Raw genomic sequence first — 26266 nt, forward strand, 5'->3', positions numbered from 1 at the left:
ATGAAGAAAAGATTTTTAGGATTGCTGATAAGCTGCTGTTTTGCCTCGGTGCTCGTGGCTGCGCCCGTTTATCGAATGGGCTCGTACAATATACGAGGCAAAAACGATAGCGATACGGGCGACAAGTCGTGGGACGTGCGCAATGTATACGTGGTCAAGAATATCGTAGACCACGATTTCGATGTGATAGGTCTCCAAGAGAACAGTACCGACATGCTGCCCGATCTCGAAAAACTGCTGGGCGATGCCTATGCCAACCATTCGTGGGGTGCAGGCTCGGCCTCGGACAACCGCTCGGGCACACACACGACCGTTGTCTATAAAGCCGACAAGTTCACTTTGCTCGACAAGGGACAGTTCTTCCTGGCCGAGGACCCTACTGCTCCGGGGTTGCCGTTCGATACGGCCGTGCGGCGAATTACCGTATGGGTGAAACTGCAAAATAAGGAAACGGGCGAAATCTTTTTCTATTTTTCTACTCATCTCGACCATAAGGGAGAATTTGCCCGGGCCGAGACTGCGCGCCTGAATGTGCGCAAGATGCAGGAGATAGCGGGCGACTATCCCGCTTTTATCGTAGGCGATTTCAATGCCTATTATGACGAGAAAGCTATGTATAACACATTTAATGCTTATTTTAATGATAGTCGCAAGACGACACAATCTGCTCCGGTAGGGCCGGGTGCCACGTTTGGACCGTGGGACCCGACTCTTTCGGGCGGTGAGCCTATCGACTATGTCTTTTGCAATCGCGTGAATGTGTTGTCCTATGAAACGATAACCGAGGACTTCGGCCGGGGAATCACCCCCTCGGATCACCTGCCTATCCTCATTACTTGTACCTTACAGGAGGGTGCCGAGGCCGGCAAGTGGTATGTGAGTGCTTCGGCTTCGGGTGCGGGCGACGGCTCGAAAGAGGCTCCCTTCGCTTCGTTGCAGGAGGCTCTCGATGCGGCTTCGAAACAAGATACCATTTATATGACCGCGGGGACCTTCTATCCCGTGGAGGCGGGTTCGCTCACGGGGCGTCAGGCCACGATGAATGTCACCAAGGGTGTCTATATCCGGGGTGGTTACAATGTCGACTTTTCGGCTGTGGTGGGCAAGACGGTACTCTCGGGCGACCTGGGTCGTAACGATGTAATCGGCCCCGACGGCCGCATCGTTTCGGGGGCCGGCGATAATGCCTGTCATGTGGTGACGGTGGCCGACTCGTGCTTCCTTGACCTGGGCGGGCTCGAAATCACCGGCGGCTATGCCGACCTCTCGGGTGCCAACAACGGCGGTGCTATCTGCTCCGAAGGAATAGACCTTGTGCTGCGCGATGTGTGCCTGACCGACAACTACGCCTCGGGATATGGCGGTGCCGTATACACCAGAGGCAACCTCACGGCCGAGCGTACGACCTTTGCCCGCAACCAGTCGGGATTGCAAGGCGGAGCTTTCTATTTGATGTCTCCCGGCTGGCGCACCGACATAGACCACTCGTATTTCGAGCAGAACCGGTCGGTGCAAGGCAGTGCCGGCTACTCCGACGGCGTGGTGCTCTCTCGGGTGAGAGGCAACACATTTGCCGGTAACGTGAGCAACCGCAACGGGGTCTATACCCAAACAGGTTCCTCGATATATATGAACAGTGTTTTTGTCAACAATACTTTTGTCAACAATCGGTTGACAGCCACGAGCAACGCCCTCTCCGACAAGTCGAACGGTGGGGCGGCCATCTATTTCAATGCCGCGTCGGGGGCTCTCAACCTGGTCAACAATACCATCACGGGCAACACCGACTCGTGCTACACGAGCAGCGGTACCCCCTCGGCCAACTTCAACGGTTCGGCCGTTCATGTCATGGCCGGTAGTGTGAAGCTGGTCAACAACATCATTGCCGGCAACTTCTCGTCGGCTGCCGAGGCCGGCGAGGTCTATCTGGGAACTTCGGCCAAGCTGATGACCTCGACCTACAACCTCTACGGTGCTGCCGACCGGATGAACATCACGGCTAAAACGCGCGATATGGTATGTTCCAGCTACGACCGCAGCGTGCAGGACCTGAACGGCATGCTTCACAGCGAAGTGGTCGACGGCAAGCTGTGCCCCATATTGACCGATAACGGTGGCCATGCGCCTACGGTGCGGGTGCTGTCGGTCGCTTGCGGCAACAACAATCTGAACGTGCTGAAAGCTGCCTCTCTGCGCGAATCGTCTTTCTATATCGACATCGACGGCAACGGTAAGTATACCGACCAGTTGACGGTCGACGGCCGGGGTGTGGAGCGCAACACGAGCGGCTCGATGGTGGGTGCCTATGAGTATACCGGCGAGTCGGGAATAGAGGCGGCCTCGAGCGACAGTGGTCTCGACCTTTATGTATCGGAGAATCGGCTTTATGTATTGTCCGAAAATTCGTCGGCAAGCTACGCAATATATACCGCATCGGGCAGTTTACAAATCGAAGGCGAAGCGGTGCCGGGTACTCCGGTCGACCTTTCGTCGTTGCCCGCCGGTGTGTATGTGGTGTATGTCCACGACCGGGCCGGACAGGTAAAAGTGATTAAAGTATTGATAAACGAATAGTTAATTGTAAACAGGTAAAACAAGATGAAAAGGTTTGGTAAAGATTGCAAGTATTGGCTCTGGTGCGTGATTGTGGCACTGGGTGTTACATCGTGCAGCGGAAATGACGAACCGGGTGGAACAGGCAACAACACGCCCTCCTACCCGGTAACTATCGACACGACGTCGGTATTGGTGCAGCGCATCCTGAGTCGTACCGACTTGGTGACGAAAGTAACGCGGGTGACGACCGAAGAGCGTTTCCCCGGGCTGGTGCTTTCGGAGATTGACTTCAACACGGCCAAGGCCCGGCAACATGCCTATGTGGCCGAGGTCGATTTGTCGAAACTGACCATTGCCACCACTACACCCTATGGCGAGGTGAACGTGATGCCTACCCGGGTGAACACGATTCCCGAGCAGGCCAAGTATCTCGAGAACTCGGGCCGTCGGGTACATGTGGCGGTGAACGGTGGCTTTTGGGTATACAAAACGGCTTCGGACGGAGAGATTACGCTCATCAAGCCCAAGGAGCTCTTTTGGAAAGACGGTTATCCGTTGAGCGACTGGTGGCAGGACCCCAATCACGAGTTTACCGTCTATATGACGCGCGACGGCAGTGTCGACATCGACGTGGCCAGCAACGTGGTCAAGCGCAGTGCCGAGATTTATCAGGCATTGGGCGGTCTGGGTTGTCTCATTCGCCGCGGCGTGTTCAACGACGGCATCAGCAGCATAGGTACCTATCTGTGCGATACGCATCCGCGCACGGCCATCGGGCTCTCCGAAGACAAGCAGACGCTCTATGTCGTGGTGGTCGACGGCCGTCGGGTGAACTATGCCGAAGGTCTTGACATCTACGAACTGGCCGACTTCATGTGGGGCATAGGCAGTTACGATGCCGTGAACTACGATGGCGGCGGCTCTTCGATTATGGTGCTGCGCGACGAGAATGTAACCGACCGGGCCTCGTTCGTGGTGCGCAACCGGCCCTCCGACGGCACCCCTCGCGCCGTGGGCAACGGCTTTGCCATTGTCGAGAAATAAGATACGTGTGTGAATGTTCCCCCCTTTGCACAGGGGGACGCTGTATTTCGAATAAAATCGGCTCTATCGGGAAGTTGGGAAAATTTTTCGATAGCTTGTACAGGCAGAGGCAGACCGTGGTTTGTCTCTGCTCTTTTTTTGCACTATCTTTGCGCCGGAGTGGGAGGTTACCTCTCCTGTGGCCGTGTTGTCGATGAGGCATGCAATGGCCGGTTCTAAAACAAGAAAGCTATGAGTGGTTTGATGTGTAAGACGCTGTTTATCGATTTGGACGATACGATATGGGATTTCCAGGCCAACTCCAAACTGTCGTTGCGGCAGGTGTACGACGAGTTTTCGCTCGGGCGTGCATTTACCGGTTACGAACAGTTCGAGAAGCTCTACATGACGGCTAATCACGAGTTGTGGGAGGAGTATCACCACAATCGGGTGACGAAAGATTTCCTGATTGTGGAGCGTTTTGCCCGTCCGTTTCGTGAGGCGGGCAGTGCGTTGAGCGGCGACATGGACTTCATCATGGCTCTCAACCACCGCTATCTCGATGTGTTGGCCCAGCAGAAGACGCTGGTGCCGGGGGCTATCGATCTGCTCGATTACCTCACGGCCAAGGGCTACCCGCTCTACATCCTGAGCAACGGCTTTGCCGAAGTGCAGGCTCGCAAATTGCAGTCGGGGGGTATCGATCGCTATTTCAAGCGGCTCATCCTCTCTGACGAGATAGGCATCACCAAGCCCGACCGCCGGCTCTTCGACTACGCCTTGCAGGTGGTGGGGAGCACCGCTGCCGATACGGTGATTGTGGGCGACAACTACGACGCCGATATTCTGGGGGCGATGAATGCCGGGTGGCGGGCCATCTATTTCAACCGTGACAACTTGCCCGTGACCGGGCCTCAACCCGACTATATGGTTACGGCGTTGGAGCAGTTGAAAACGATTCTGTAATCGAAAAAAATAAGGATATGAATGTTTTTCGAGCCTCTTCAGACGAAACGATTTCTTGGATACAGACCTCTGCACAACTGTTGGTAGCCATACCATTGGTTAGCTATTTGCTGGCTGTCCTGTCTTTGTGGATAGGTTTCTCGGTCAATGGCTTCATATTTCCTGCTGCTGTGTGTTTGTCCGTTTTGTGGGTATGTACTGAGAAGAATATGCAGAGACGGGTGAAGTGGAGTAGCGTATTGACCGTGGTGGGTGTATTGCTGGTTACGATATTGATTTCGATGTATGTCTATGATTGGTCGTACGACGGGCAATGGTATCATATTTGTACCGTGCGAGAATTGGTCAATGGTTGGAACCCTTTGTGGGATACTTCTGTAAGTAGTTCGGTCGATCGGGATACCGCCATGTGGGTGGAGCATTATCCGCGAGGCATAGAGACCATTGTCGCTACGGTTGTTGCTTTCTTGGGAAATTTGGATGCAGGTAAGGTTTTGAATATGTGGCTCGTTATTGCGTCGATGGGGTATGTCTATATATTCCTGCACGATTTTCTGCCAAACCGTACCCGGTATATGCGGTTGTGGATAACTGTGTTGATAACTCTCAATCCAGTAGTGATTGTTCAATTATTTACCTGTTATATCGATTGGACTCTCTATACCCTGTTGGTTATATTTCTGGTGAATCTATATCTCTTTTTCGAGAAGGGAGAACGCAGGGCGTTGTATGTCGATTTGCTTCTGCTGTTTTTCATCTCATCGATAAAATTCAATATTTTCTTTTGGATTGTACTGTGGGGTGGCATTCTCTTTTTTATCTTGCTGAGAAATCATAAGTACAAACAGCCTTGTCGCCTGACTGTAATATGTGCCGTTATAGCTTTGGCGGGAATAGTCATAGGAGGTTACAATCCTTATGTGACCAACTGGCAAGAGCATGGTTCTCCTTTTTATCCGCTTGCCGGAGATGAGAAGGTAGATATTTTTAACAATCAGGTTTTGCCGATGATGCAGGGAAAATCGAATTTTGAAAATGTGCTTTTATCGTTAGTCGCTAATCCGTCGAACAATATGAATTCCGATGAGGTGAGTGTTGTGGGTATATCTAAAAACAATCTTTCGGCATCGTGGGTGTCGGATGCTCGGATAGGCGGTTTTGGCATATTCTTCTTCGAGTCTGTTTTGTTGGCGCTGATTCTGTTTATTAGTACCGGTTATTCCCGTCGTATGGCTTGGTATCTGGTGGCCCTTGTCGGGTTGCTGGCTTCGTTGTTTATCCTCCCATACGGATATTGGGCTCGATATGTAAGTTTCTTCTATCTGTTCCCGTTTGTGCTGTTGTTTTATGCCGAGCGATATGGCCTGAAAAGACGTCTGTCTCGAGGGGTACATATCCTCATTCTTACATTGCTCTCTATCGATGTTTTCATTAGTCTGTCGGGAGTGATAGTGCAGAATGTGGTTTACAGACAGACGGTAGACTATGTGCTGAATCGAATGGAGGCTTCGACGCAGGAAGTGGAATTGAGCACCTGTAACTATTTGTTCCTCGATAAAATGGACCAACGTGGTATCCCGTATAAGTTGGTGCCTGAAGAGACCCTGAAAGATAGACTCGATATTTCCAACCCGATTTATTTGAATCGGGAAGATTTTGATTTTGAGACCAATCAGCCTAGGATTCTTTCAATTTACTCTTCGTTCGGGCTGAGGTGGGAACCGAACGAACATTATACGGGAAATTCCAAGTAGGCTATTCTCTGTGTACGGTTCTATTTATTCTTTCTGGCTTTTTGTTCAGTCCAGTCGTAGGAGCGCTGGCGGTCGGCTTCGGTGACGGGGCGTATGACGCGGCAAGGGTTACCGCCGGCGATAACGTTGGCCGGGATGTCGCCGGTCACCACACTGCCGGCTGCGATGATGGTATTGTCGCCGATGGTTACGCCGGGGGCGATGGTCACGCCGCCGCAAATCCACACGTTGTTGCCGATGGTGATGGGCCAGGCATACTCGAGCCACTGGTTGCGACGCTCCACGTCGATGGGGTGGCCGGCAGTGTAGAGGCCCACGTTGGGGGCAATGAGCACGTTGTCGCCGATGGTGATGGGAGCCTCGTCGAGCATCACGCAGTTGAAGTTGGCAAAGAAGTTTTTGCCTACGTGGATGTTGTGGCCGTAGTCGCACAGGAAGGGCGAGACGATGGTGAACCGTTCGGGCGTGGTGCCCAGAATGTCGCGGAGCAGCCGTTCCCGCTCTTCGGTTTGCGAGGGTAGCAGGCGGTAGTTGAGTTCGAAAAGTTTATCGCGGGTGGCAAACAGTTTTTGCAACAGTTCGGGAGCCGAGGCATCGTACAGTTGCCCTCTCTCCATTTTCTCTTGTTCGGTCATCATCGGCTAAGGTTCGTTTAGAAAGTGAAGACCGTCGATTTTCGACAGCCGGTTTTTGAGGTTCTCCATGCGGGAGCGGCGTATGCGCAGGGTCATCTCGCAGTCCATGTCGAAGAGTTGCGAGACGATGGTTGGCCCCTCCTCCTTGACGACACGCATCACCTCGTTCATCAGGGGGTATTCGAAACCGAACTGCACCTCGTCTTCGACCAGCCGCTCCACGATTTCGTTGGCGGCGATGGCCTCGGCGGCCGCCTCGCGATAGGCGATAATGAGTCCGCTGGTACCCAGTTTGATGCCCCCGAAGTAGCGCACCACGACGATGAGAATGTCGGTCAGGTTGGCCGAGTTGATTTGGCCGAGTATCGGTTTCCCGGCCGTCCCCGAGGGCTCGCCGTTGTCGTTCGAGCGGAACTGGGTGCGCTCGTGTCCCAGCATGTAGGCCCAGCACACGTGGCGGGCATCGTAATACTCCTTTTGGTATTTTTCGAGTTCACGCTTCACCTCGTCGACGGTGGTCACGGGGATGGCGAAGGAGAGGAACTTACTCATCTTCTCCTTGTAAATTCCCTCCGAGGTGCGCGATATGGTCAAGTAGGTGTCGTCCATATACAAAAAAAGAGCTTACCTCTGCAAAAGTAAGCTCTTTTTGGGGAATACGCAAGTATCAATATTTGTGTTCGTTGCTTTCCATTTCACTGGCGGTGATGGGCTTCTTGTCCATGGCGCGCCATACGTAGAAGATATAGGCCAGCACAAAGGGGATGAGCAGCGATACTACGCTCATGGTTTTCAAGGTGAAGAGGCTCGACGAGCTGTTGCAGATGGTGAGCGAGCTCTGCATGTCGGCAGCCGAAGGGTAGTAGGGGGTGTGGTTGTAGCCGGCGATGAAGAAGAGGCTGAGAACCACCAGCACGGTGCCGATACCCGAGAACCAGATGCCTCGGGTGAAGTGCTGCCCGAATACCGAGCGGATGAGGGCATAGAGCACCAGCACCACACCCACGAGGAACATGAAGGCTACCCACGGCATTTCAACGAAATTGTAGAAATATTTGTAGGGCCGGGTAAATACCTCGCCGGTGAGCGGGTTGGTCTCGTAGCCGGTAGCCATCAGGGTAGCAGCCACGAACGAGAGGAAGAAGAGCACGAATACGATGCCGTTGACCAGCACCTGTTTGCGTGCCCGTTCGAAGAGGGTATCGTCCTTGATATTGTTCATGAAGTAGAGGGCTCCTTGTGTGCGGGCCAGCAGGAGCACCGTGATGCCCAGCAACAGGTTGCGCACGTCGAGCAGAGCCTCCAGGCCGTTCCAGTCGTTGGTCCAGCTGCTGATGACCGGTGCCCCGGGAGTGGTGAGGTTGGCCTTGTCGACCACGAAATCGGCTCCGGTGAAGAAGGTACCCACGGCTACGCCCAGCAGTAGGGGGCCCACCACGCCGTTGACAAAGAGGAAGGCGTCGTAGGTCTTTTTGCCCAGGAAGTTGCCGCTCTTCGAACGGTATTCATACGATACGGCCTGTATGATGAAGCTGAACAGGATGGCCATCCACAGCCAGTAGGCCCCGCCGAAACTGGTGGAGTAGAAGAGGGGGAAGGAGGCGAAGAAGGCCCCGCCGAACACCACGAGGGTGGTGAAGGTGAACTCCCACTTGCGGCCCAGCGAGTTGACCATCATGCTCTTTTCAATTTCGTTTTTACCCATGGTCGCCAGCAGCGATTGTCCGCCCTGCACAAAGAGCAGGAATACCAGTATTGCGCCCAGCAGCGAGATGAGAAACCACCAATAGTGCTGGTAAAATAGTTCGTTCAGTTCCATAGTGTGTCTTTATTTTTTTTCGGTTCCTTTTTTGATTTGTTTCAACATGATACCCACCTCGGCGATGAGCAGGATGGTAAAGAGTGCGGCAAACAACCAGAAGGTGGTCTGTACCGAGGCTACCTCGATTTTCGAGATGGCGGCGAAGGTAGGCATAATGTCCTGGATAACCCACGGTTGGCGGCCCATCTCGGCCACAATCCAGCCGGCTTCGAGGCAGACGTATCCCAGCGGAATGGTGAGTATGGCTACCCACAACATCCATTTGAGGTTATGCAGTTTCTCTTTGTAGGAGAGGATGAGCACGAGGATGAAGAAGAGGATAAAGTAACCGCCCAGGATAATCATGATGTGGAACGAGTAGAAGACAAACGGCACGTGGGGAATGAGCTGTTCGACCGAGTCGACATAGCCGTAGCCGAAGTATTCGTAGTTGGCATCGAGTCGGGCCCGGGCCTCGTTCATGGCTGTGGTGTCGTTGTTTTGCCGGGCCGTGTTGAAGTCGGCCAGAGCGGCGATGGCCAGGCGGCCGCGCTCCATCTTCTCCTGGGCCGAGAGCGCGATAATCTCCTCACCCTTGAGGTTCTTGTCGGGGTAACCGCCGTCGATGATGTCGTTGATACCCGGCACGAAACCGTCGACCTGGCGCGTAGCCAGTATTGAGAGCAGTTTGGGGATAGGTATGTCGAAGAGAAACTCCTTCTCGTTGTTGTTGAACTCCTTGGCCGGATTGAGAATACCGAAGGCGATAAGCTCCTGCCCCTCCTTGCCGTGGTAGACACCCTCCATGGCAGCCAGTTTCATGGGTTGCTTGTCGGCTACCTGATAGGCCGAACCGTCACCGGTGTAGGCTACGACGAGAGCCCCCACCAGACCTACCCAGGCCCCCACGCGGATGCTCTGTTTGGCCAGGAAGTTTTCGCGATTCTTAAGCAGATACCATGCACTCACGCCCACGACGAAGATACCGCCCAGCACCCAGCCGGCCGATACGGCGTGGAAAAACTTGTTGACAGCTACCGGCGAGAGTACCAGCGCCCAGAAGTCGTCCATGACGTTGCGGGCAGTCTCGGGGTCGAACTTCATGCCCACGGGGTATTGCATCCACGAGTTGGCTACCAGAATCCACAGCGCCGAAATCGAGGCCCCTATGGCGGTGAGCCAGGTCGAAGCCAGGTGGAACCGTTTGCTCACTTTGTTCCAGCCGAAGAACATGACGGCGATGAAGGTCGCCTCCATGAAGAAGGCCATGATGCCCTCGATGGCGAGCGGCGCCCCGAAGATGTCGCCCACGAACCAGCTGTAGTTGGACCAGTTGGTACCGAACTGGAACTCGAGAATGATACCGGTTGCCACCCCGATGGCGAAGTTGACGCCGAAGAGGGTCATCCAGTATTTGGTAATGGTTTTCCATCGTTCGTCGCCGGTACGGTAGTAGATGGTTTCCATGATACTGACGATTATGCCCAACCCCAGCGTGAGGGGGACAAACAGCCAGTGATAAATAGCGGTGAGTGCAAATTGTGCCCTCGACCAGTCTACGAGCGTGAAAAGATCGTTCATAACTCCTGTGATTGTTGTTGTTGAGAATTATTAGTATTGGTGAGATTTTCGATGACGGCATTGGCCCGCTCCTCGTCGGTATCGAACTCTTTTTGCAAAATGTTGGGGAAAAAGAAGAGCCGCAGGATAAAAAACATGATGAACAGTTTGATAAGAATGATTGCCCAAAGTGTTTTTCCCAAGGTCATCGATCGGAATCCTTCAAGGTAGAATCGCCATACGCGCACTACGAAATTGTCGTTTTTCAAGGTTTGGTTTTCTTCCATAAGTGTATTGTATGTAGATGAAGAAAATTTTCGCAATATTCGGTAAAATTTGTGATTGATACAAATTTATAACCGTTATTTTTTATTACGAATCAATACTTTTTTCACAAGTAACGATTGGGGTGCAGGTTTGGTTTGGAATAATTTCCAAGAAAAAATAGAACAGTATCAATAATTTGTGTTACCTTTGTCACGCATTGGTTTCGAAACCCCGTCCGGGGCGTAGAATGAAAAGGGAATCGGGTGAAAATCCCGAACAGTCCCGCTGCTGTAAGCTCCCGTAGAGGTGCCGAGAATACTTGAAAGCCACTGATTATGACGATTGGGAAGGCCTCGGTTACCGGAGTAAGTCAGAAGACCTGCCATGCTTTTAGTCATTAGCTTTCGGGGGGTAGAGCTTGTGAATCTGCGGAAGGGTGGCCTACACGCGTCCGTCTGTTTACACCGACTTGTATCGAAAGAACCCGCTCCGAGGCTGTTAAAAAATAGTCCGATGGAAAGACTTTGTCGTTGGGTATCGTTTGTGTGTGCGATTGGGGTACTGGCTGCTCTGCCCGTGCGGGTGTGGGCCGATGAGACTTCGTCGACCGACTCGATACAGACCCGGTCGCTGGGCGAGGTAATGGTCACGGCCAACCGGTATAGCGAGGTGATACCCTCACAGAAACTTGCAGGGAAGGAGTTACAGGCTCTCAACAGTTTTTCGGTGGCCGATGCCATACGTTACTTTTCGGGTATTCAGATTAAGGATTACGGTGGAGTGGGCGGTTTGAAGACCGTCAACATCCGCAGCATGGGTACCAACCACATGGGGGTATATTACAACGGTATCCAGTTGGGCAATGCTCAGAACGGCCAGGTGGACCTGGGGAAATTCTCGCTCGAGAACATCGAGGAGATTTCGCTCTACAACGGGCAGAAGAGCGAGATATTCCAGTCGGCCCGTGAGTTCGGCTCGGCCGGTTCCATCTACCTCACTACCCGTCGGCCCAAGTTCAAGCCGGGCGAGAAGTCGCACCTGAAGGCCTCGTTCAAAACGGGGTCGTTCGACTTGGTCAACCCCTCGGTGCTCTTCGAATACAAGCTCAGCGAGAGCGTGAGCATGACCTTCAACAGCGAGTGGACCAACTCGAGCGGTAAGTACAAATTCCGTTACAAGCGGGTTACCCCCTCGGGCGAGGTGGCCTACGACACCACGGCTACCCGGCAAAACGGCGACATCGATGCCGTGCGTTTCGAGGGCGGTCTGCAGGGCTATCTCTCCAACGGTTTTTGGAAAGCCTACGTCTACCATTACAGCTCCGAGCGGGGTATCCCCGGCGCCATCGTCAACAACGTGTGGCGCAACGGCGAGCGGTTGTGGGACCGCAACACCTTCGTGCAAGGCGTCTATCAGCAGGATATTACCCGCAAGTACAGCCTCAAGGTCAATGCCAAGTATGCGTTCGATTATACCCACTATGTGAACAACGACGACAAGCTGATGCGGGTCGACAACCAGTACAAGCAGCGCGAGGTCTACGTGTCATTGGCCAACAAGTATTCGATACTCCGCAACTGGGACGTGTCGGTGGCCTACGACATGCAGTGGAACGGCCTGTCGGAGTACCTCTCGGCCAGCCGCTACACCCACTGGATTTCGGCCGCTACCGCCTTCTCGCTGGCCGACCGGCTGAAGATGCAGGCCAGCGTGCTGGCTACGCTGGTCGACGAGACGGCCGAGGGGCAGACCAAGGCTCCCAACAAGAGCAAGGTGACACCCGCCGTCTTCCTCTCGTACCAGCCGCTCAAGCGATACAACTGGGTGCTGCGAGCCTTCTACAAGCAGATATACCGCATGCCCACCTTCAACGACCTCTATTACACCGATATGGGCAACTCGGCCCTGAAGCCCGAGAGTGCCACCCAGTACAACGTGGGCTTTACCTATGCCGTGGCACCCAAGACGGGATTCCTCTCGGGATTCCATACCGGTGTGGATGCCTATTACAATCTGGTGAAGGACAAGATTGTCGCCTATCCCAAGGGGCAGCAGTTCCGCTGGACCATGCTCAACCTGGGGAAGGTCGACATCCGGGGTGTCGACGTGCAGGCCACGGCCACCTTCCGTCTGCCGCTCGAAATCGGGCTGATGACCAAGGTGCAGTATACCTATCAGGAGGCCATCGACATCACCAACCCCAGCGACAACTACTACCGCGACCAGATACCCTATATCCCCTGGCACAGCGGCTCGGCCATTCTGGGGCTCACCTACAAGGATTGGGGCCTCAACTACAGCTTTGTCTACGTGGGCGAGCGGTACAACCAGCAGGAGAATATCGAGTATAACTATGTGCAGCCGTGGTACACGAGCGACATATCGCTGGTGAAGTCGTTCAAAATCAAAGCTGTGAATCTGAAAGTGACGGCCGAGGTCAACAACCTGTTCGACCAGGCCTACGACGTAGTGCTCAATTTCCCCATGCCGATGCGTAACTATCGGTTTGGCATAGCTATCGAATTATGATGAGAGGCAGAATTTTACATATAATTATCGGGATGATGCTGGCGATGCTGGTATCGATGACCTCGTGCCGGGAGGACGATGTGATTGTCCTCACCGAATACGAGTCGTTGCCGATGCTCGACCGTGAGTCGCCCTTTGCCGGGCTCTATCTGCTCAACGAGGGCAACATGGGGTCGAACAAGTGTACGCTCGACTTTGTCGACTTCGAGCAGGGGCAGTATGCCCGCAACCTCTATGCCGAGCGTAATCCCAATGTGGTGAAAGAGTTGGGCGACGTGGGGAACGACATAGAGATATACGGCTCCAAACTCTATGCCGTTATCAACTGCTCGCACAAGGTCGAGGTGCTCGACGCCCGCACCTGCAAGCGGCTGGGGCAGGTCGACATACCCAACTGCCGCTACGTCGCTTTCGACGGCGGCTATGCCTATGTGTCGTCCTATGTGGGGCCGGTGGGCATCGACCCCAACGCACAGCTGGGCGCCGTCTTCCAGGTCGACACGGCCACCCTCGAGGTGACGGCCGAGGTGACGGTAGGCTATCAGCCTGACGAGCTGGTGGTGCAGGACGGCCTCATCTATGTGGCCAATTCGGGCGGATACCGCAAGCCCAACTACGACTATACGGTCTCGGTAGTCGACATCGCCACGATGACACAGATACGCAAGATTCCCGTGGGGATAAACCTGCATCGCATCCGGGCCGATCGCTACGGCAAGTTGTGGGTATCGTCGCGGGGCGACTACAAGTCGGTGCCTTCGCGCCTCTTCGTGCTGGAGAAAGACAAGCGCACCGGCCGCATGGAGGTGAGCGACACGCTCGACATTCCGTGCAGCGAGATGGAGATATGCGGCGATTCGCTCTATCTGTACAGTGTGGCCTGGAACGATGCGTCGCAGGAGAACAGCGTGACCTACGGCATTGTCGATGTGCGCACCGGCGAGGTGGTGTCCGACAGCTTTATCAAGGACGGCACCGAGGCCGATATCGAGATTCCCTACGGGGTGAAGGTAAACCCCGAGAACGGCGACATCTACGTGACCGATGCCAAGAACTATGTGTCGAGCGGAAACCTGCTGTGCTATGGCCGCGACGGGAAGCTCAAGTGGAAGGTGCGTACCGGCGACATACCGGCGCACATGGCTTTTTTGAAGAAAACAAACTAACAGGATATGAAACGGATATTGTACTTTTTGTCGATCGTGTGGCTTGGTTTCCTGGCCGCTTGTCAGTCCGATTCCCCGGCCATGATTTCGCTGGGACTCGACGATACCTATGTGGTGGAACGCATGAAGAGCCTCACGCTTCACCCCGAGTTCAGCGGGGAGCGCTATGAGTGGAAGCTCTCCTACGAGTCGACGGCGGCCGATTCGCTCGTGGCCACCACCCGCGACTATACCTTTGTCGCCGCTGAGGCCGGCACCTACTGGTTGAGGTTGAACATCTACGATGCGACCAATCCAATCGAACACCTCATGCAGATTGTCGTGTATGACGAGGAGGTGGCCTACAGCCCCTATATTACCCGCGTGTATGAATACCGTCCCGCACCCGGGCAGTTTGTCAACGAGCTGCCCCGCTACACCGAGGGCGATACCGAGGAGACCATGCGGCAGAAGGCCGAGGATTGCCTCGCCTACAATGCCGGTACTATGGTGACCTTGGGTGGCTATGGCGGCTACATTGTCGTAGGGTTCGACCATACGATTGTCAACCGTCCCGGCGAATACGACTTCAAGGTCTTGGGCAATGCCTTCTACTCCACGGGCAAACCCACTGCCGCATCGGGCGGCAGCAGCGAGCCCGGTATCGTGATGGTATCGGTCGATGTCAACGGCAACGGCCTCCCCGATGACGAGTGGTACGAACTGGCCGGCAGCGAGTATCAGAAGCCGTCGACGATAAAGAACTACGAGATTACCTACTACCGCCCCGATGAGGCCAAGACGCCGGTGCCCGGTACCGATACCAGCGTGACCGACTCGACCTATGTGCGCTGGACCGACAACCAGGGCGGGACCGGCTACGTGTCGAAGGTCGTTTTCCACAAGCAATCCTATTACCCGCAGTGGCTCTCCGACGAGACGCTCACGTTCGAGGGCACCCGCTTGCCCGACAATGCCATCGACGAGAGCGGCGACGGCTCCTATTATGTGCTCTATGCCTACGACTGGGGGTATGCCGACAACCACCCCAACGACAGCGAGAAGTCTAACTTCAATATCGATTGGGCGGTCGATGCCGAGGGTAATCCCGTGCATTTGCAGGGCATCGACTTTATCAAGATCTATACCGGTGTCAATCAGTTCAACGGCTGGTTGGGCGAGTGCTCGACCGAGGTGGCCGGAGTGACCGATTTGCACATCGAGGAAAAGTAAGAAAAAGAGAGATAGAATAGTAAGAATAAAATAGCGTATAGTGCGCACCGGTTCGGCCCGTTGAAGGCCGATTAAAAGGGAATCGGGTGTGAGTCCCGAACAGTCCCGCTGCTGTGAACTCCATCGAAAAGGAGCCGAGAGACAAGCCACTGATCCGTGCGATTGGGAAGGCCTCGGCTGTCGGAGTGAGTCAGAAGACCTGCCGTGCGTATTGTCCCGATAGCTTGCGAGGTATGAGCTGTGGCAAAAAACGATTCCGGGCCGGCAGGCCGGAGGCGGTTCTATGGGCAGGGGTAAACCATATCTTGCAAGTATTGAAATGGCAAAAACGATTGTTCAATTTTAATACTTAAAGATTTAACCGAAATGAAAAAGATTTATGTTTTCATGCTTTTGCTGTTTGCGGTGATGCAGTTGCCGGCACAGGTACTTGTGCAGGGGCGGCCGCACCCTACCGCCGTGCAGCAGGTATCGCCTCGGGCTATTGCCGATGGAACCTTCACGATGGAAATGATTGAAAACTGGACCGGCGAGGGCGCCAACCGGGCGGCTCTGGCGGTGCAGTGGAATGTCGACGGCGAGGAGAGTGCCCTGGTGTGGGGCTTCCGCTGGGACGGCGAGGCTACCGGCGCCACCATGATTACGGCCATTGCGGCAGCCGACCCGCGGTTTGTCATTGCCTCGGAGTCGGGCACGGCGTTCGGCAGCACGGTCTCGGGCTTAGGCTACGATGTGAACAAGAGCGGCGATTTTGCCATCGTCAAGGATGGTGAGGTGCGGCAGGCCAACGAGTTGGGATTGATACCCATGTCGGGCTACTCCTACGACGGGTGGAGCTGTACCGACCCCGAGGACTATTGGCAGTCGGGGTGGTATCAGGGCTACTGGTCGTACTGGACGAAGTCGGCCGATAGCGATTCGTGGTATTACAGCAACATGGGAATCTCGGGCCGTAAGCTCACCGACGGGTGTTGGGACGGTTGGAATTTCTCGGCCGGCATGCAGTCGTATGACTGGAAACCGCTGGCCGCTGCCGCCAAGAACGGGCTCACCGAACCCTCGATAAAGAGTCAGCCCGAGAGCCTGGTGGTGTCGCCGGGCGAGCCGGCCGCTTTTGTGCCGGTATTCCGGGGCGACAGCCTCACCTATCAGTGGTATAAGGACAAGGTCGCCATCGAAGGGGCCGTGAAGGCTGTCTACTCGATAGCGTCGGCTACGACGGCCGATGCCGGCAGCTACTATTGTGTGGCCGGAAACCGGCTGGGCTCGGTATCGACCGACCCGGTCACCCTCACCGTGGGCGAAAAGGCCGTGGTGGCCATGCCGGGCGAGGCTCCCCACACGGCAGTCATCATGTATGACGACTCGTATGCAACCTTTTCGGGCACCTTGACCATACCCGCCACGGTCGAGCTCGATGGCCAATCCTGTACGGTGACCGCCATCGGCGACATGGCTTTCATGGGGTGTACCAAACTGACTTCGATAGAGCTCCCCGCCACGGTGCAGACGATAGGCGAGGGGGCTTTCTACGGCTGTACGGGGCTGACCGCCGTGGAGCTGCCCGAGTCGGCCGCCACGATTGGTGCCGAAGCCTTCGGCGGTTGTACGGCACTGACTACGCTCACGACAAACGAAAATCTCAAGACTCTGGGACGCTCGGCCTTTGCCGGCTGTACGGCTTTGACCGCCGTAGCGTTGCCCGACGGTCTGACTACCATAGAGGCTCTGGCCTTCAACGGCTGTGCCAAACTGGCTTCGGCCTCGCTGGGCCATTCGCTCACGCAGGTAGGCGATTCGGCCTTTTACGGCTGCTCGGCTCTGGCTGCGGTGGAGCTTCCGGCTACGGTGACACGGGTGGGCGATTATGCCTGTTACGGTTGCAGTGCCTTGCAGAGCCTGACCCTGTCCGGGCAATCGGCTTTGCGCGAAATCGGGAAATATGCCTTTGCCGAGACGGCCATCGCCTCGGTGTCGCTGCCCGACGGGGTGACCTCGCTGGGTAGCCATGCCTTCAGCAAGTGCGCTTCGCTCACGACCGTATCGTTGGGCAACGGCCTCACGACTGTCGGCGACTATGCCTTTGCCGACTGCAAGAAGCTGACGTCGCTCACGCTGGGCAACCGGCTCACCGCCATCGGCGACCGCGCTTTCGACAGTGCCGGCCTCACCTCGCTGGTATTGCCCGCTACGGTGCAGACGATAGGGGAGTGGAGTTTCTTCAACTGTCCGCTCACGACCCTTACCCTCAACGACGGGTTGCAGTCGATTGGCAGCCGTGCCTTCTATGGAGCGGCGATACAGACCCTCGATATTCCCAACAGTGTCACCATGCTGGGCACCTATACCTTCAGTAACTGCAAGAAGCTGGAGACCCTCACCGTGGGGAACGGCATCACCAAGATTGGCGACTATGCCTTCAACTCCTGTACGATGCTGTCGCAGATTGCCTGCCCCTCGGTGACCGAGATAGGGGCCAGTGCCTTCAAAGGGTGTTCGGCGTTGAAGTCGTTGCCCTTGAGCGACCGGATTGTGACGCTGGGAGCCTCGGCCTTCTCGGGCTGTACGGGCATTACCGAGTTGACGGTGCCCAACAGCATCACCTCGATAGGTTCCTACGCCTTTGAAAAGTGTACGGCATTGACCTCGGCCACGCTCGGCACGGGCATTGCTGCGGTACCCGACTATGCCTTCAGCGGCTGTACGGCTCTGGAGTCGGTGGTATTGCCCGCCAACATTACGGCGATAGGGAAATATGCCTTCCAGAACAGCGGCCTCAGCCAACTGCCCCTGACCGAGCAGATTGTCGAAATAAGGGAGTATGCCTTCAAAGGGTGTGCGAAGTTGACCGAGGTCGATATTCCCGACCGGGTGACCATGTTGGGCGGCTATGTGTTCAGAGAGTGTACCGGCCTGCGTACGGCACGCATCGGCGGTGGGGTAACTTCAGTTCCCGACTATGCCTTCTACGGCTGTACGGTGCTCGACTCGGTGGTGCTCTCCGACAAGATTGTCGAAATTGCCGACTACGCCTTCTACAACTGCCGCGGGTTGAAACGATTGCCCGATGCTCCCGGAGTGACCACCTTCGGCCGCTCGGCCTTCTACGGTTGCACGGGGCTGGAATCGGCTCAATTTTCCGATAAGGTGACCACGCTGGGTTCGGCCCTCTTCTCGGGCTGTACTTCGCTCACCTCGATTGTGGTGCCCGACGGGGTAACTTCGTTGGGAGCCTCGGCCTTCTACGGTTGTTCGGCCCTGCAGTCGGCCGAGCTGGGTACCGGCGTGAAGGCGCTCGAATCGAACCTCTTCAAAAACAATACCTCGCTCACCCGGGTGGTGGCCAACGGTGCCATCGCTTCGGTAGCAAACTATACCTTTGGCGGCTGTTCGGCTCTTGAGAGCCTCTACATCAACAGCGCGCTCCCCTCGGGGGCCAGCTCGAACACCTTCGACAAGGTGCCCGAGAGCTGTAAAATCTATGTGCCGGCCGAGTCGTGCGGCGATTATGCCGAGGCCAACTACTGGAAGGCCTTCGACATACAGCCCTGGCTCACCCAACTCTCCATCGTATCGACCGCTCCCGAGATGACGCTCGACGGTGGCGAGTTGCTCGAAATCGACGGAAAGACAACCACCTTTGCCATCACCTTCAATCGCAGCCTCGTGGAGGCCGATGCCGTTACGGTCCGCCTGAAACAGGGCGATACCGAGCTTGCCGGGCAGACCTTCTCGCTCTCGAGCGAAGGGGCCGTGCTTACGCTCGTGCGTGAGGGCGAGGAGCTCCCGGCCGGCGACTATACGCTGGTGCTGACCACCTCGACGGCGACGCTCCGAATCTCCTTCCGGGTGGCTACTCCCACCGGCATCGAGGGTGTCGGGGCCGACAAGGTGGTGCTGACACGCGAATACTATTCGGTCGACGGCAAGCGGTTGCCCGCTCCCGTGCCGGGTATCAATCTGGTGAAGGTCGTGTATGACGACCATTCGGTAGAGGTTTTGAAAGTGTTTGTAAATACCGACCTCAGACGCTGAGCGACCGAGGTCATGGCATAGAGGGCAACCTCCCGGGGCTCGGCTCCGGGAGGTCCCCTCAAAAAAAGAGATAGAAGAGATGAAACGCTATGTACTCCTTTTGACCGCCTGGGCGAGCAGCCTGTTTGCGCTCGTCGGGGCCTACCCGCTGGCCGATATTGCCAGTTGGACCGGCGAGGGCGATACCGAGGTGGCGCTGGTGATTGCCTGGAACGACGGACGGTCGCCCGAGGCGCTGGCCTGGGGCTATCGGGGTACCGTCGAGACTACCGTCATTGCTATGCTCAACGAGGTGGTGAAGGCCGACCCGCGGCTCTTTTCGCTCACTCGCCGTCAAGGCGGATATACGGTCGACGGCCTCGGCTTCGACCTGAACGGCGAGAATACCGTCGCGCTCGTTGTGGGCGGCAACAGCACCTATCCCAAATACCAGACTTCGGGTCTCTTCACCTCGACTCCCGGCAACTACAACCGCTGGACCTGTACCGATGAGGAGGACCACTGGAATTCGCCTTCGGAGGCCGAGCCCGGGGTGTGGCGCTGTCTCGAACAACAGCCCGACGGCACTACGGTCGAGGCCGATGTAAATGCCACCCGTCTGCAAGCCGGCGCTACCTATCTGTTTCTCTACGAGAAGGCCGACGGCAGTCGCCCCGACTATACCGGGGCCGTGGCGGTGGAGCCCTACGAACAGGCCCCCGTCGATTACACGCAGGGCCTCTTTCTGGTCAATGAGGATTGGTATGGCTGGGACAACGGTACGGTCAACTTCCTCACGTCCGACGGACGTTGGGTCTATCGGGCTTTCCGGCGGGAGAATCCCGGCGAAACGCTGGGGGTGACCACACAGTATGGCGCCATCTATGGCGGGCGTTTCTTTTTTGTCTCGAAGCAGGCCAGCAGTACGGCCGATGCCTCGACCGGCGGTCGTCTGGCCGTAGCCGATGCCCTCACCCTGAAGAGGGTGGCCGCCTTCGACGAGATAGGGGGCGACGGACGGGCCTTTGTGGGCGTGGATGAACACACGGCTTACATAGGGACCTCGTCGGGTATCACCCGCTTCGACCTGGAGTCGATGAGCCTGGGCGAAGAGATTGCCGGGACCGGTGGCGAGGGCGGCCTCTATGCCGGACAGATCGGTGCCATGGTGCGGGCCGGCGGCTATGTGTTTGCCGCCAAGCAGGCGGTGGGTGTGCTGGTAATCGATGCCACAACCCACACGTTGCACACCACGATCGACCTGCCTACCATCTCGACCCTGACGCTGGGACGCGACGGTGGCGTGTGGGCCGCCGATGCCACGTCGCTCGTGCGCATCGATGTGGCTACACTCGAGACCCGAAGCCGCCTCTTGCCCGACGATTGCCGGGTATCCAGCACCTGGGGCGCGTGGAATGCGGGCAGTTTGTGTGCGGCATATCGAAATAATTTTCTTTATTTTGCAAACGAAAAAGGAAACCAAATTGCACGTTATCATATTCCGACCGACGAATTGGATGCCGACTTCTTCACCCTGCCCGACCAGGACAAGGCCTATGTGCAGCAGTTCCAGGGTGCCGGCCTGCGGGTAGACCCTCGAAACGACCGCCTGATTGTGACGGCGACCCAGAGCGGATACCTGTCGCACTACATGAACAACTGGGTGCACGTGGTCGACGGCCTCTCGGGCGAGCTGCTCGGTACGGTAGAGCTCGAGCCCTACTACTGGTTCCCGGCCCTGCCGGTATTTCCCGACAACGAGGCGCCCGTCATCGCTCTTCCCGACCGGCTGTCGATAGGCCGTGAGCCGGTAAAAATCTCGTTGCTCGAAGCAGTGACCGATGCCGACAATCTGTCGGCCTCCATTGTGTCGGCCGTCGAGGTCGAGGATTCCTCGGTTGCTACGGCCCGCATCTCGGGCTATGACCTCACGGTGAGCGGCGTGAGCATAGGGGATACCCGCTTGACCCTCACGGTCAACTCGAACGGGAAAAAGGCGACCCGCACCGTCGATGTGCAGGTGACCGAGGCGAGCGGTATCGACGAGGCGATGTGTACTGCCGTCGAGGCCTGGCCCAACCCGGTGCACGACCGGCTTACGATTGTAGCCGTCGACGGTTCGGTATTCGGGCTGGTCGACCTGCGGGGCATACCCGTTTGCCGGGGTGTCGTCTCGGGTGGAAAAGCGGCCGTCGACCTGTCGTCCATTGCGCCGGGCATCTATGTGCTGACCGTCCAAAATGGCGGTAGCGTGAAAAATATGCGAATTGTAAAACGATAGTTATCAACCAATTAAATCATATAGCAATGAAGAAAATTTTACTTGCGTTGGCTGTTCTTTTGAGCGGCATGGCTTCGGCCGAAAACATTGTGTTGGATTTGTCTACCCCCAATGAACCTATTAATTATGACAAAGATGGCTTGTGGACCGAGGTCTTTAATGATGAAGCCAAGGTGAAATCCCAAGAGTTTACGTTTGCACACAGGTCGCCCTTTCCCGAGTATTCTTGCGGATTCTTTGCCAGTAAGATGACCACCATTTTAGCTTCGGCCGATTATGACGACCAATATGGGTGTATGGCCAAAGGGGGAGTAGCCGGTGAAGGTACTCCCTATCTGGGCGCATATTGGGAAACCAGTAATGAAACCGAAGACTGGAAATCGTGTGAAGTAAAGATTTCGTCTCCTCATTATGCCGTAGGTTGCTATGTGTGCAACAGTCCCTATTCCTATTATGTAATGAAAAACGGGAATAATTATGCCGCTAAATTTGAACAAGGTTCCTGGTTCAAGTTGGTAGCTCATGGCCTTGACGGGAATAGAGACGAAATAGGAACGGTTGAATATTATCTGGCCGATTACTGTTCGGAAAACTCCGACGAGTGGAAACTCAACGACTCGTGGGAATGGGTCGACCTGAGCTCACTGGGCAAGGTGTCTTCGATTTATTTCACGATGGAGTCGAGCGATACGGGCGAATGGGGCATGAATACACCCGGCTATTTCTGTCTCGATAAACTCACGGTGTCGACCGAACCTTCGTCGGTCGAAGAGCCTACGGTAGCTGCCGTTAAAGCCTACTACAATCGCGCCGATGGTGCCGTGCGCATAGAGTCAGCCGAGCCGGTAGAGGCTGCCGTATACAACATGAACGGTGCTTTGGTGCTGAATCAGCATGTAGAGGGTACGGCTGCAATCGACATGAGCGCTTGTCCTTCGGGCGTATATGTAGTGCGCTGTGGCGATTATAGCGTGAAGATTGTAAAATAAACACCTAACGGAATAGCAAATTTGAGTAAAGCGTAGCGAACAGACTGAAAAAGCGTTCGTTACGCTATATTTTTCTCTTGTTCAAAAGCCAAGAAGAGACAGAATATGGACAAACGCAGCAAAAGTTCAGTTACTTTATCATTACCCGTGCGATGATGCAAATTTCTTGCGAAACCTAAATTTTGCATCGTTTGGCGTTATGTGTCGTATCTGTCGGTAACTCACTATGAATTAATTTTGTAACCAAAAAAAAGTGAGTTATGAGAAGTACATTTAAGGTATTGTTCTACGTGAAGAAAGGCAGTGAGAAACCCAACGGCAACCTGCCTTTGATGTGTCGCATTACGGTGGACGGAGAGATTAAGCAGTTCAGTTGCAAGATGGATGTTCCCTTGCGCCTGTGGGACGTGAAGAACAACCGTGCTTCGGGTAAGAGTGCCGAAGCGCAAAGAATCAACCGTGCCGTTGACAAAATCAGAGTGGAGATAAACCGCCGTTATCAAGAGTTGATGCAGACGGACGGTTATGTCACTGCTGCCAAGTTGAAAGATGCCTATCTCGGCATCGGTATCAAACAGGAAACCTTGCTAAAACTGTTTGAACAACACAACAGCGAATTTGCCAAGAAAGTGGGACACAGCAGGGCAAAAGGAACATTCCGACGTTATGTTACCGTCTGCAAGCACATCCGTGAGTTCCTACCCCATACCTACAAGCGTGAAGATATTCCGTTAAAAGAGTTGAACCTCTCGTTCATCAACGACTTCGAGTATTTCCTGCGTACTGAGAAAAAATGCCGCACCAATACCATTTGGGGCTACATGATTGTGCTGAAACACATTATTTCCATAGCGAGGAATGACGGTCGTCTGCCGTTCAATCCCTTTGCAGGGTACATCAACTCTCCCGAAAGCGTGGACAGAGGGTATATTACGAGAGAGGAGATACACACAATGATGAACACCGATATGCCCGACAAGACACACGAGCTTGTCAGGGATTTATTTCTGTTCTCCACCTTTACAGGTTTGGCATATTCCGATGTCAAGAACCTTACGGAAGACAACCTGCAAACATTCTTTGACGGAAATCTGTGGATTATCACCCGAAGAAAGAAAACTAACACGGAATCCAATATCCGATTGTTGGATGTTCCCCGAAAGATAATAGAGAAGTACAGGGGTATGACAAGAGATAATAAAGTATTCCCCATGCCGAGTAACACGACTTGCAACAAGAAGCTGAAAGCCATTGCCAAGTTGTGCGGTATAAAAGTCCACTTGACCTATCATGTAGCAAGACATTCGGCAGCGACCACTGTGCTGTTATCCAACGGAGTACCCATTGAAACCGTCAGCCGACTTTTGGGACATACCAACATAAAAACGACCCAAATTTACGCAAAAATCACAGCCCAAAAGATTAGTCAGGATATGGAAACATTGTCGCACAAACTGGAGGATATGGAAAAGAACATTTGCAATGCCATTCAGTAACCCTTAAATCAAACGATAATGAAAGAGGAAAGAAACATCATAACAATGAACGAGTTCGGCAATGTAGTTATGCCGAAAGATATACAGGCAACCGCCATGAGTGAGTGGGAGCTTTGCGAGTTGTTCAATGTAACCGCCCCGACTATCAGGGCAGGGATAAAGACACTCTGCAAGAACGGCATTCTGAATGAGTGTGAGATAAGGCATACCATCCGACTGTCCGACAAGTGCAGCATGGAGGTTTACAGCCTTGAAACGATAATCGCCCTTGCGTTCCGTATCGGCACATACAGTGCGAAGCAGGTGCGCAATGCCGTTCTTGAAAGACTGTACTTGCGAAAAGAGAAAACAAGCATCTTCTTTTCGCTGAACACCAACGGCATAGCCAAAGCCGAATACTTCTCGTAGCTGAATTGGTTGCACGACTGACGGAATCCATTCATTCAGTCACGAATAGAGTAATCAAGCCAGCGTGTCAGCATATAATCTGACCGACATATCAACAGGAACTCCAATTTTTTCTCCCGAAAAGCGTAATCCCCACATTCGTTTTTTGGGAGTTTTTTCGTCTGTCCTGCCCGACTTCCGTTCCAAACCATTGAAAGTTTTTTCTTCGGGGGCTATTTGTCACCGTTCTGCCGCGTTTTGCGTAACAACTTATCCGATAAATGCTTATACTTTTGTAGCTGGTATTTTTCAAACTTAAAACCATTTGATTATGTCAGCTAACAAACAACAAGACAGCCACAGACCGCCATCGGATGGTGGCATGGCAAAGGAGGAATTCATCCGAGTGGGGACTACGCTTTACAAGATTGTGGAGCAGCCCAAACTGAACGGAGGGTATGTAAGGAAACGCATAGCATGGAACAACGAAACCCTGCGCCAAGACTACGGCAAGGACTACATCGGCAGCGTTCCCAAGTATGACGGCTTCTGCACCGTACCCGAACACATCGGCTACCATCCCGTGGTCGGCAAGTTCCTTAACCTCTATGAACCGATAGACCACCAACCTAAAGAGGGCGATTTCTCGCATATCCAATCTTTGGTAGGTCACATCTTCGGGGAGCAATACGAGTTGGGCATGGACTACCTACAACTGCTCTACTTGTACCCCATTCAAAAGCTGCCTATCCTGCTGTTGGTATCAGAGGAACGCAACACAGGCAAAAGCACATTTCTGAATTTTCTAAAACTCCTATTTCAGAACAATGTAACCTTTAACACCAACGAGGATTTCCGTAGCCAATTCAATTCCGACTGGGCCGGCAAACTGCTTATCGTGGTGGACGAGGTGCTGCTCAACCGTAGGGAGGACAGCGAGCGGTTGAAGAACCTAAGCACCACACTTTCCTACAAGGTGGAAGCCAAAGGCAAAGACCGTGACGAGATAGCGTTTTTCGCCAAGTTCGTGCTATGCTCCAACAACGAGTACTTGCCTGTAATCATTGATGCAGGGGAAACACGCTATTGGGTACGCAAGATAGACCGCTTGCAGTCTGATGATACCGACTTCCTGCAAAAGCTGAAAGCGGAGATACCCGCCTTTCTTCATTTCCTGCAACACAGAACACTATCCACCGAAAAGGAAAGCCGTATGTGGTTTGCTCCATCGCTGTTGCATACCGAAGCCTTGCAGAAGATAATCCGCAGCAACCGTAACCGACTGGAGATAGAGATGCACGAGCTGATACTTGACATCATGGATAGTGTCGGCACGGACACATTCTCGTTCTGCTACAACGACATTCTTCTGTTGCTGGTACACTCGCAGGTAAAAGTGGAGAAGCACCAAGTCCGAAAGGTGTTGCAGGAGTGTTGGAAACTTACGCCTGCACCCAACGGACTGACCTATACCACCTACCAATTCAACTACAATCGGGAGTGTCGGTATGAGCCTGTAAAACGGGTCGGTCGTTTCTATTCTGTCACGAGGGAACAACTTGAATCCCTGTAATATCATTCTTTTTTTTGTTGAATTGATGAATAAGGATATAACTATGCTGACAATAAA

At 54.3% G+C, this 26266-nt stretch carries 18 protein-coding genes and 2 riboswitches; of the genes, 13 read left to right on the forward strand and 5 right to left on the reverse strand.

Features of this window, described 5'->3' with window-relative positions; all coding sequences use genetic code 11:
• The 4 genes from ABGT88_RS02510 (at position 1) to ABGT88_RS02525 (ending at position 6299) form a co-directional block, all read left to right on the forward strand.
• Complete coding sequence (locus ABGT88_RS02510; protein ID WP_346700231.1) at positions 1-2574, forward strand: endonuclease/exonuclease/phosphatase family protein; 2574 nt, start codon at positions 1-3, stop codon at positions 2572-2574.
• Positions 2575-2598: 24 nt separating this feature from the next.
• On the forward strand, positions 2599-3600 hold the full coding sequence (locus tag ABGT88_RS02515) for a phosphodiester glycosidase family protein (RefSeq protein WP_087408776.1): 1002 nt from the start codon (positions 2599-2601) through the stop codon (positions 3598-3600).
• Positions 3601-3831: 231 nt separating this feature from the next.
• Positions 3832-4545: a YjjG family noncanonical pyrimidine nucleotidase gene (locus ABGT88_RS02520; protein ID WP_346700233.1), complete on the forward strand. Its 714-nt coding sequence runs from the start codon at positions 3832-3834 to the stop codon at positions 4543-4545.
• Positions 4546-4562: 17 nt separating this feature from the next.
• Positions 4563-6299 carry a hypothetical protein gene (locus ABGT88_RS02525; RefSeq protein ID WP_346700235.1) on the forward strand — a complete coding sequence of 579 codons (1737 nt, stop codon included), beginning with the start codon at positions 4563-4565 and terminating at the stop codon, positions 6297-6299.
• 20 nt (positions 6300-6319) lie between these two features.
• Here ABGT88_RS02525 and ABGT88_RS02530 read toward each other — a convergent pair whose 3' ends face one another.
• The 5 genes from ABGT88_RS02530 to ABGT88_RS02550 are packed head-to-tail and all read right to left on the reverse strand — an operon-like array spanning position 6320 to position 10582.
• Positions 6320-6937 carry a sugar O-acetyltransferase gene (locus ABGT88_RS02530; protein ID WP_346700237.1) on the reverse strand — a complete coding sequence of 206 codons (618 nt, stop codon included), beginning with the start codon at positions 6935-6937 and terminating at the stop codon, positions 6320-6322.
• Positions 6938-6940: 3 nt separating this feature from the next.
• Positions 6941-7543, reverse strand: a complete 603-nt coding sequence (locus ABGT88_RS02535; protein WP_346700239.1) for a YigZ family protein — start codon at positions 7541-7543, stop codon at positions 6941-6943.
• A gap of 58 nt (positions 7544-7601) precedes the next feature.
• A complete protein-coding gene (gene cydB / locus ABGT88_RS02540; RefSeq protein WP_087408774.1) occupies positions 7602-8753 on the reverse strand; it encodes a cytochrome d ubiquinol oxidase subunit II in 1152 nt (383 codons plus the stop codon).
• Positions 8754-8762: 9 nt separating this feature from the next.
• Positions 8763-10316: a cytochrome ubiquinol oxidase subunit I gene (locus ABGT88_RS02545; protein WP_087408773.1), complete on the reverse strand. Its 1554-nt coding sequence runs from the start codon at positions 10314-10316 to the stop codon at positions 8763-8765.
• Complete coding sequence (locus ABGT88_RS02550; RefSeq protein ID WP_087408772.1) at positions 10313-10582, reverse strand: DUF4492 domain-containing protein; 270 nt, start codon at positions 10580-10582, stop codon at positions 10313-10315. Before ABGT88_RS02550 ends, ABGT88_RS02545 begins: the two co-directional genes overlap by 4 nt.
• Positions 10583-10763: 181 nt before the next feature.
• Positions 10764-10964, forward strand: a riboswitch (cobalamin riboswitch).
• Between the two features lie 111 nt (positions 10965-11075).
• Here ABGT88_RS02550 and ABGT88_RS02555 point away from each other — a divergent pair.
• The 9 genes from ABGT88_RS02555 (at position 11076) to ABGT88_RS02595 (ending at position 26209) form a co-directional block, all read left to right on the forward strand.
• Complete coding sequence (locus tag ABGT88_RS02555; RefSeq protein ID WP_346700242.1) at positions 11076-13091, forward strand: TonB-dependent receptor domain-containing protein; 2016 nt, start codon at positions 11076-11078, stop codon at positions 13089-13091.
• The gene (locus ABGT88_RS02560) at positions 13091-14257 is read left to right on the forward strand and encodes a YncE family protein (protein ID WP_346702807.1); all 1167 of its coding nucleotides are present in this window, start codon (positions 13091-13093) and stop codon (positions 14255-14257) included. Before ABGT88_RS02555 ends, ABGT88_RS02560 begins: the two co-directional genes overlap by 1 nt.
• A gap of 6 nt (positions 14258-14263) precedes the next feature.
• The gene (locus tag ABGT88_RS02565) at positions 14264-15469 is read left to right on the forward strand and encodes a cell surface protein (protein WP_346700244.1); all 1206 of its coding nucleotides are present in this window, start codon (positions 14264-14266) and stop codon (positions 15467-15469) included.
• A gap of 31 nt (positions 15470-15500) precedes the next feature.
• Positions 15501-15691, forward strand: a riboswitch (cobalamin riboswitch).
• Between the two features lie 144 nt (positions 15692-15835).
• A complete protein-coding gene (locus ABGT88_RS02570; RefSeq protein ID WP_346700246.1) occupies positions 15836-19504 on the forward strand; it encodes a leucine-rich repeat protein in 3669 nt (1222 codons plus the stop codon).
• Between the two features lie 79 nt (positions 19505-19583).
• The gene (locus ABGT88_RS02575) at positions 19584-21764 is read left to right on the forward strand and encodes a DUF5074 domain-containing protein (protein WP_346700248.1); all 2181 of its coding nucleotides are present in this window, start codon (positions 19584-19586) and stop codon (positions 21762-21764) included.
• A 26-nt stretch (positions 21765-21790) separates the two neighbouring features.
• Complete coding sequence (locus tag ABGT88_RS02580) at positions 21791-22753, forward strand: DUF4465 domain-containing protein (protein WP_346700250.1); 963 nt, start codon at positions 21791-21793, stop codon at positions 22751-22753.
• A 260-nt stretch (positions 22754-23013) separates the two neighbouring features.
• Positions 23014-24249, forward strand: coding sequence for a site-specific integrase (locus ABGT88_RS02585; protein ID WP_016564205.1), 1236 nt, complete (start codon positions 23014-23016; stop codon positions 24247-24249).
• A gap of 18 nt (positions 24250-24267) precedes the next feature.
• The gene (locus ABGT88_RS02590) at positions 24268-24657 is read left to right on the forward strand and encodes a hypothetical protein (RefSeq protein WP_016564204.1); all 390 of its coding nucleotides are present in this window, start codon (positions 24268-24270) and stop codon (positions 24655-24657) included.
• A gap of 310 nt (positions 24658-24967) precedes the next feature.
• A complete protein-coding gene (locus ABGT88_RS02595) occupies positions 24968-26209 on the forward strand; it encodes a primase-helicase family protein (RefSeq protein WP_016564203.1) in 1242 nt (413 codons plus the stop codon).
• The last annotated feature ends 57 nt before the right edge of the window (positions 26210-26266 follow it).

It is taken from the genome of Barnesiella sp. An22 (genome assembly GCF_963931395.1).
Lineage (GTDB): Bacteria > Bacteroidota > Bacteroidia > Bacteroidales > Barnesiellaceae > Barnesiella > Barnesiella merdigallinarum.

Excerpts from the sequence above, each read along its gene's own strand:
- ABGT88_RS02510 (WP_346700231.1), top strand. The coding sequence starts at position 1 with ATGAAGAAAAGATTTTTAGGATTGCTGATAAGCTGCTGTTTTGCCTCG.
- ABGT88_RS02515 (WP_087408776.1), top strand. The coding sequence starts at position 2,599 with ATGAAAAGGTTTGGTAAAGATTGCAAGTATTGGCTCTGGTGCGTGATT.
- ABGT88_RS02520 (WP_346700233.1), top strand. The coding sequence starts at position 3,832 with ATGAGTGGTTTGATGTGTAAGACGCTGTTTATCGATTTGGACGATACG.
- ABGT88_RS02525 (WP_346700235.1), top strand. The coding sequence starts at position 4,563 with ATGAATGTTTTTCGAGCCTCTTCAGACGAAACGATTTCTTGGATACAG.
- ABGT88_RS02530 (WP_346700237.1), bottom strand. The coding sequence starts at position 6,937 with ATGATGACCGAACAAGAGAAAATGGAGAGAGGGCAACTGTACGATGCC.
- ABGT88_RS02535 (WP_346700239.1), bottom strand. The coding sequence starts at position 7,543 with ATGGACGACACCTACTTGACCATATCGCGCACCTCGGAGGGAATTTAC.
- cydB (WP_087408774.1), bottom strand. The coding sequence starts at position 8,753 with ATGGAACTGAACGAACTATTTTACCAGCACTATTGGTGGTTTCTCATC.
- ABGT88_RS02545 (WP_087408773.1), bottom strand. The coding sequence starts at position 10,316 with ATGAACGATCTTTTCACGCTCGTAGACTGGTCGAGGGCACAATTTGCA.
- ABGT88_RS02550 (WP_087408772.1), bottom strand. The coding sequence starts at position 10,582 with ATGGAAGAAAACCAAACCTTGAAAAACGACAATTTCGTAGTGCGCGTA.
- ABGT88_RS02555 (WP_346700242.1), top strand. The coding sequence starts at position 11,076 with ATGGAAAGACTTTGTCGTTGGGTATCGTTTGTGTGTGCGATTGGGGTA.
- ABGT88_RS02560 (WP_346702807.1), top strand. The coding sequence starts at position 13,091 with ATGAGAGGCAGAATTTTACATATAATTATCGGGATGATGCTGGCGATG.
- ABGT88_RS02565 (WP_346700244.1), top strand. The coding sequence starts at position 14,264 with ATGAAACGGATATTGTACTTTTTGTCGATCGTGTGGCTTGGTTTCCTG.
- ABGT88_RS02570 (WP_346700246.1), top strand. The coding sequence starts at position 15,836 with ATGAAAAAGATTTATGTTTTCATGCTTTTGCTGTTTGCGGTGATGCAG.
- ABGT88_RS02575 (WP_346700248.1), top strand. The coding sequence starts at position 19,584 with ATGAAACGCTATGTACTCCTTTTGACCGCCTGGGCGAGCAGCCTGTTT.
- ABGT88_RS02580 (WP_346700250.1), top strand. The coding sequence starts at position 21,791 with ATGAAGAAAATTTTACTTGCGTTGGCTGTTCTTTTGAGCGGCATGGCT.
- ABGT88_RS02585 (WP_016564205.1), top strand. The coding sequence starts at position 23,014 with ATGAGAAGTACATTTAAGGTATTGTTCTACGTGAAGAAAGGCAGTGAG.
- ABGT88_RS02590 (WP_016564204.1), top strand. The coding sequence starts at position 24,268 with ATGAAAGAGGAAAGAAACATCATAACAATGAACGAGTTCGGCAATGTA.
- ABGT88_RS02595 (WP_016564203.1), top strand. The coding sequence starts at position 24,968 with ATGTCAGCTAACAAACAACAAGACAGCCACAGACCGCCATCGGATGGT.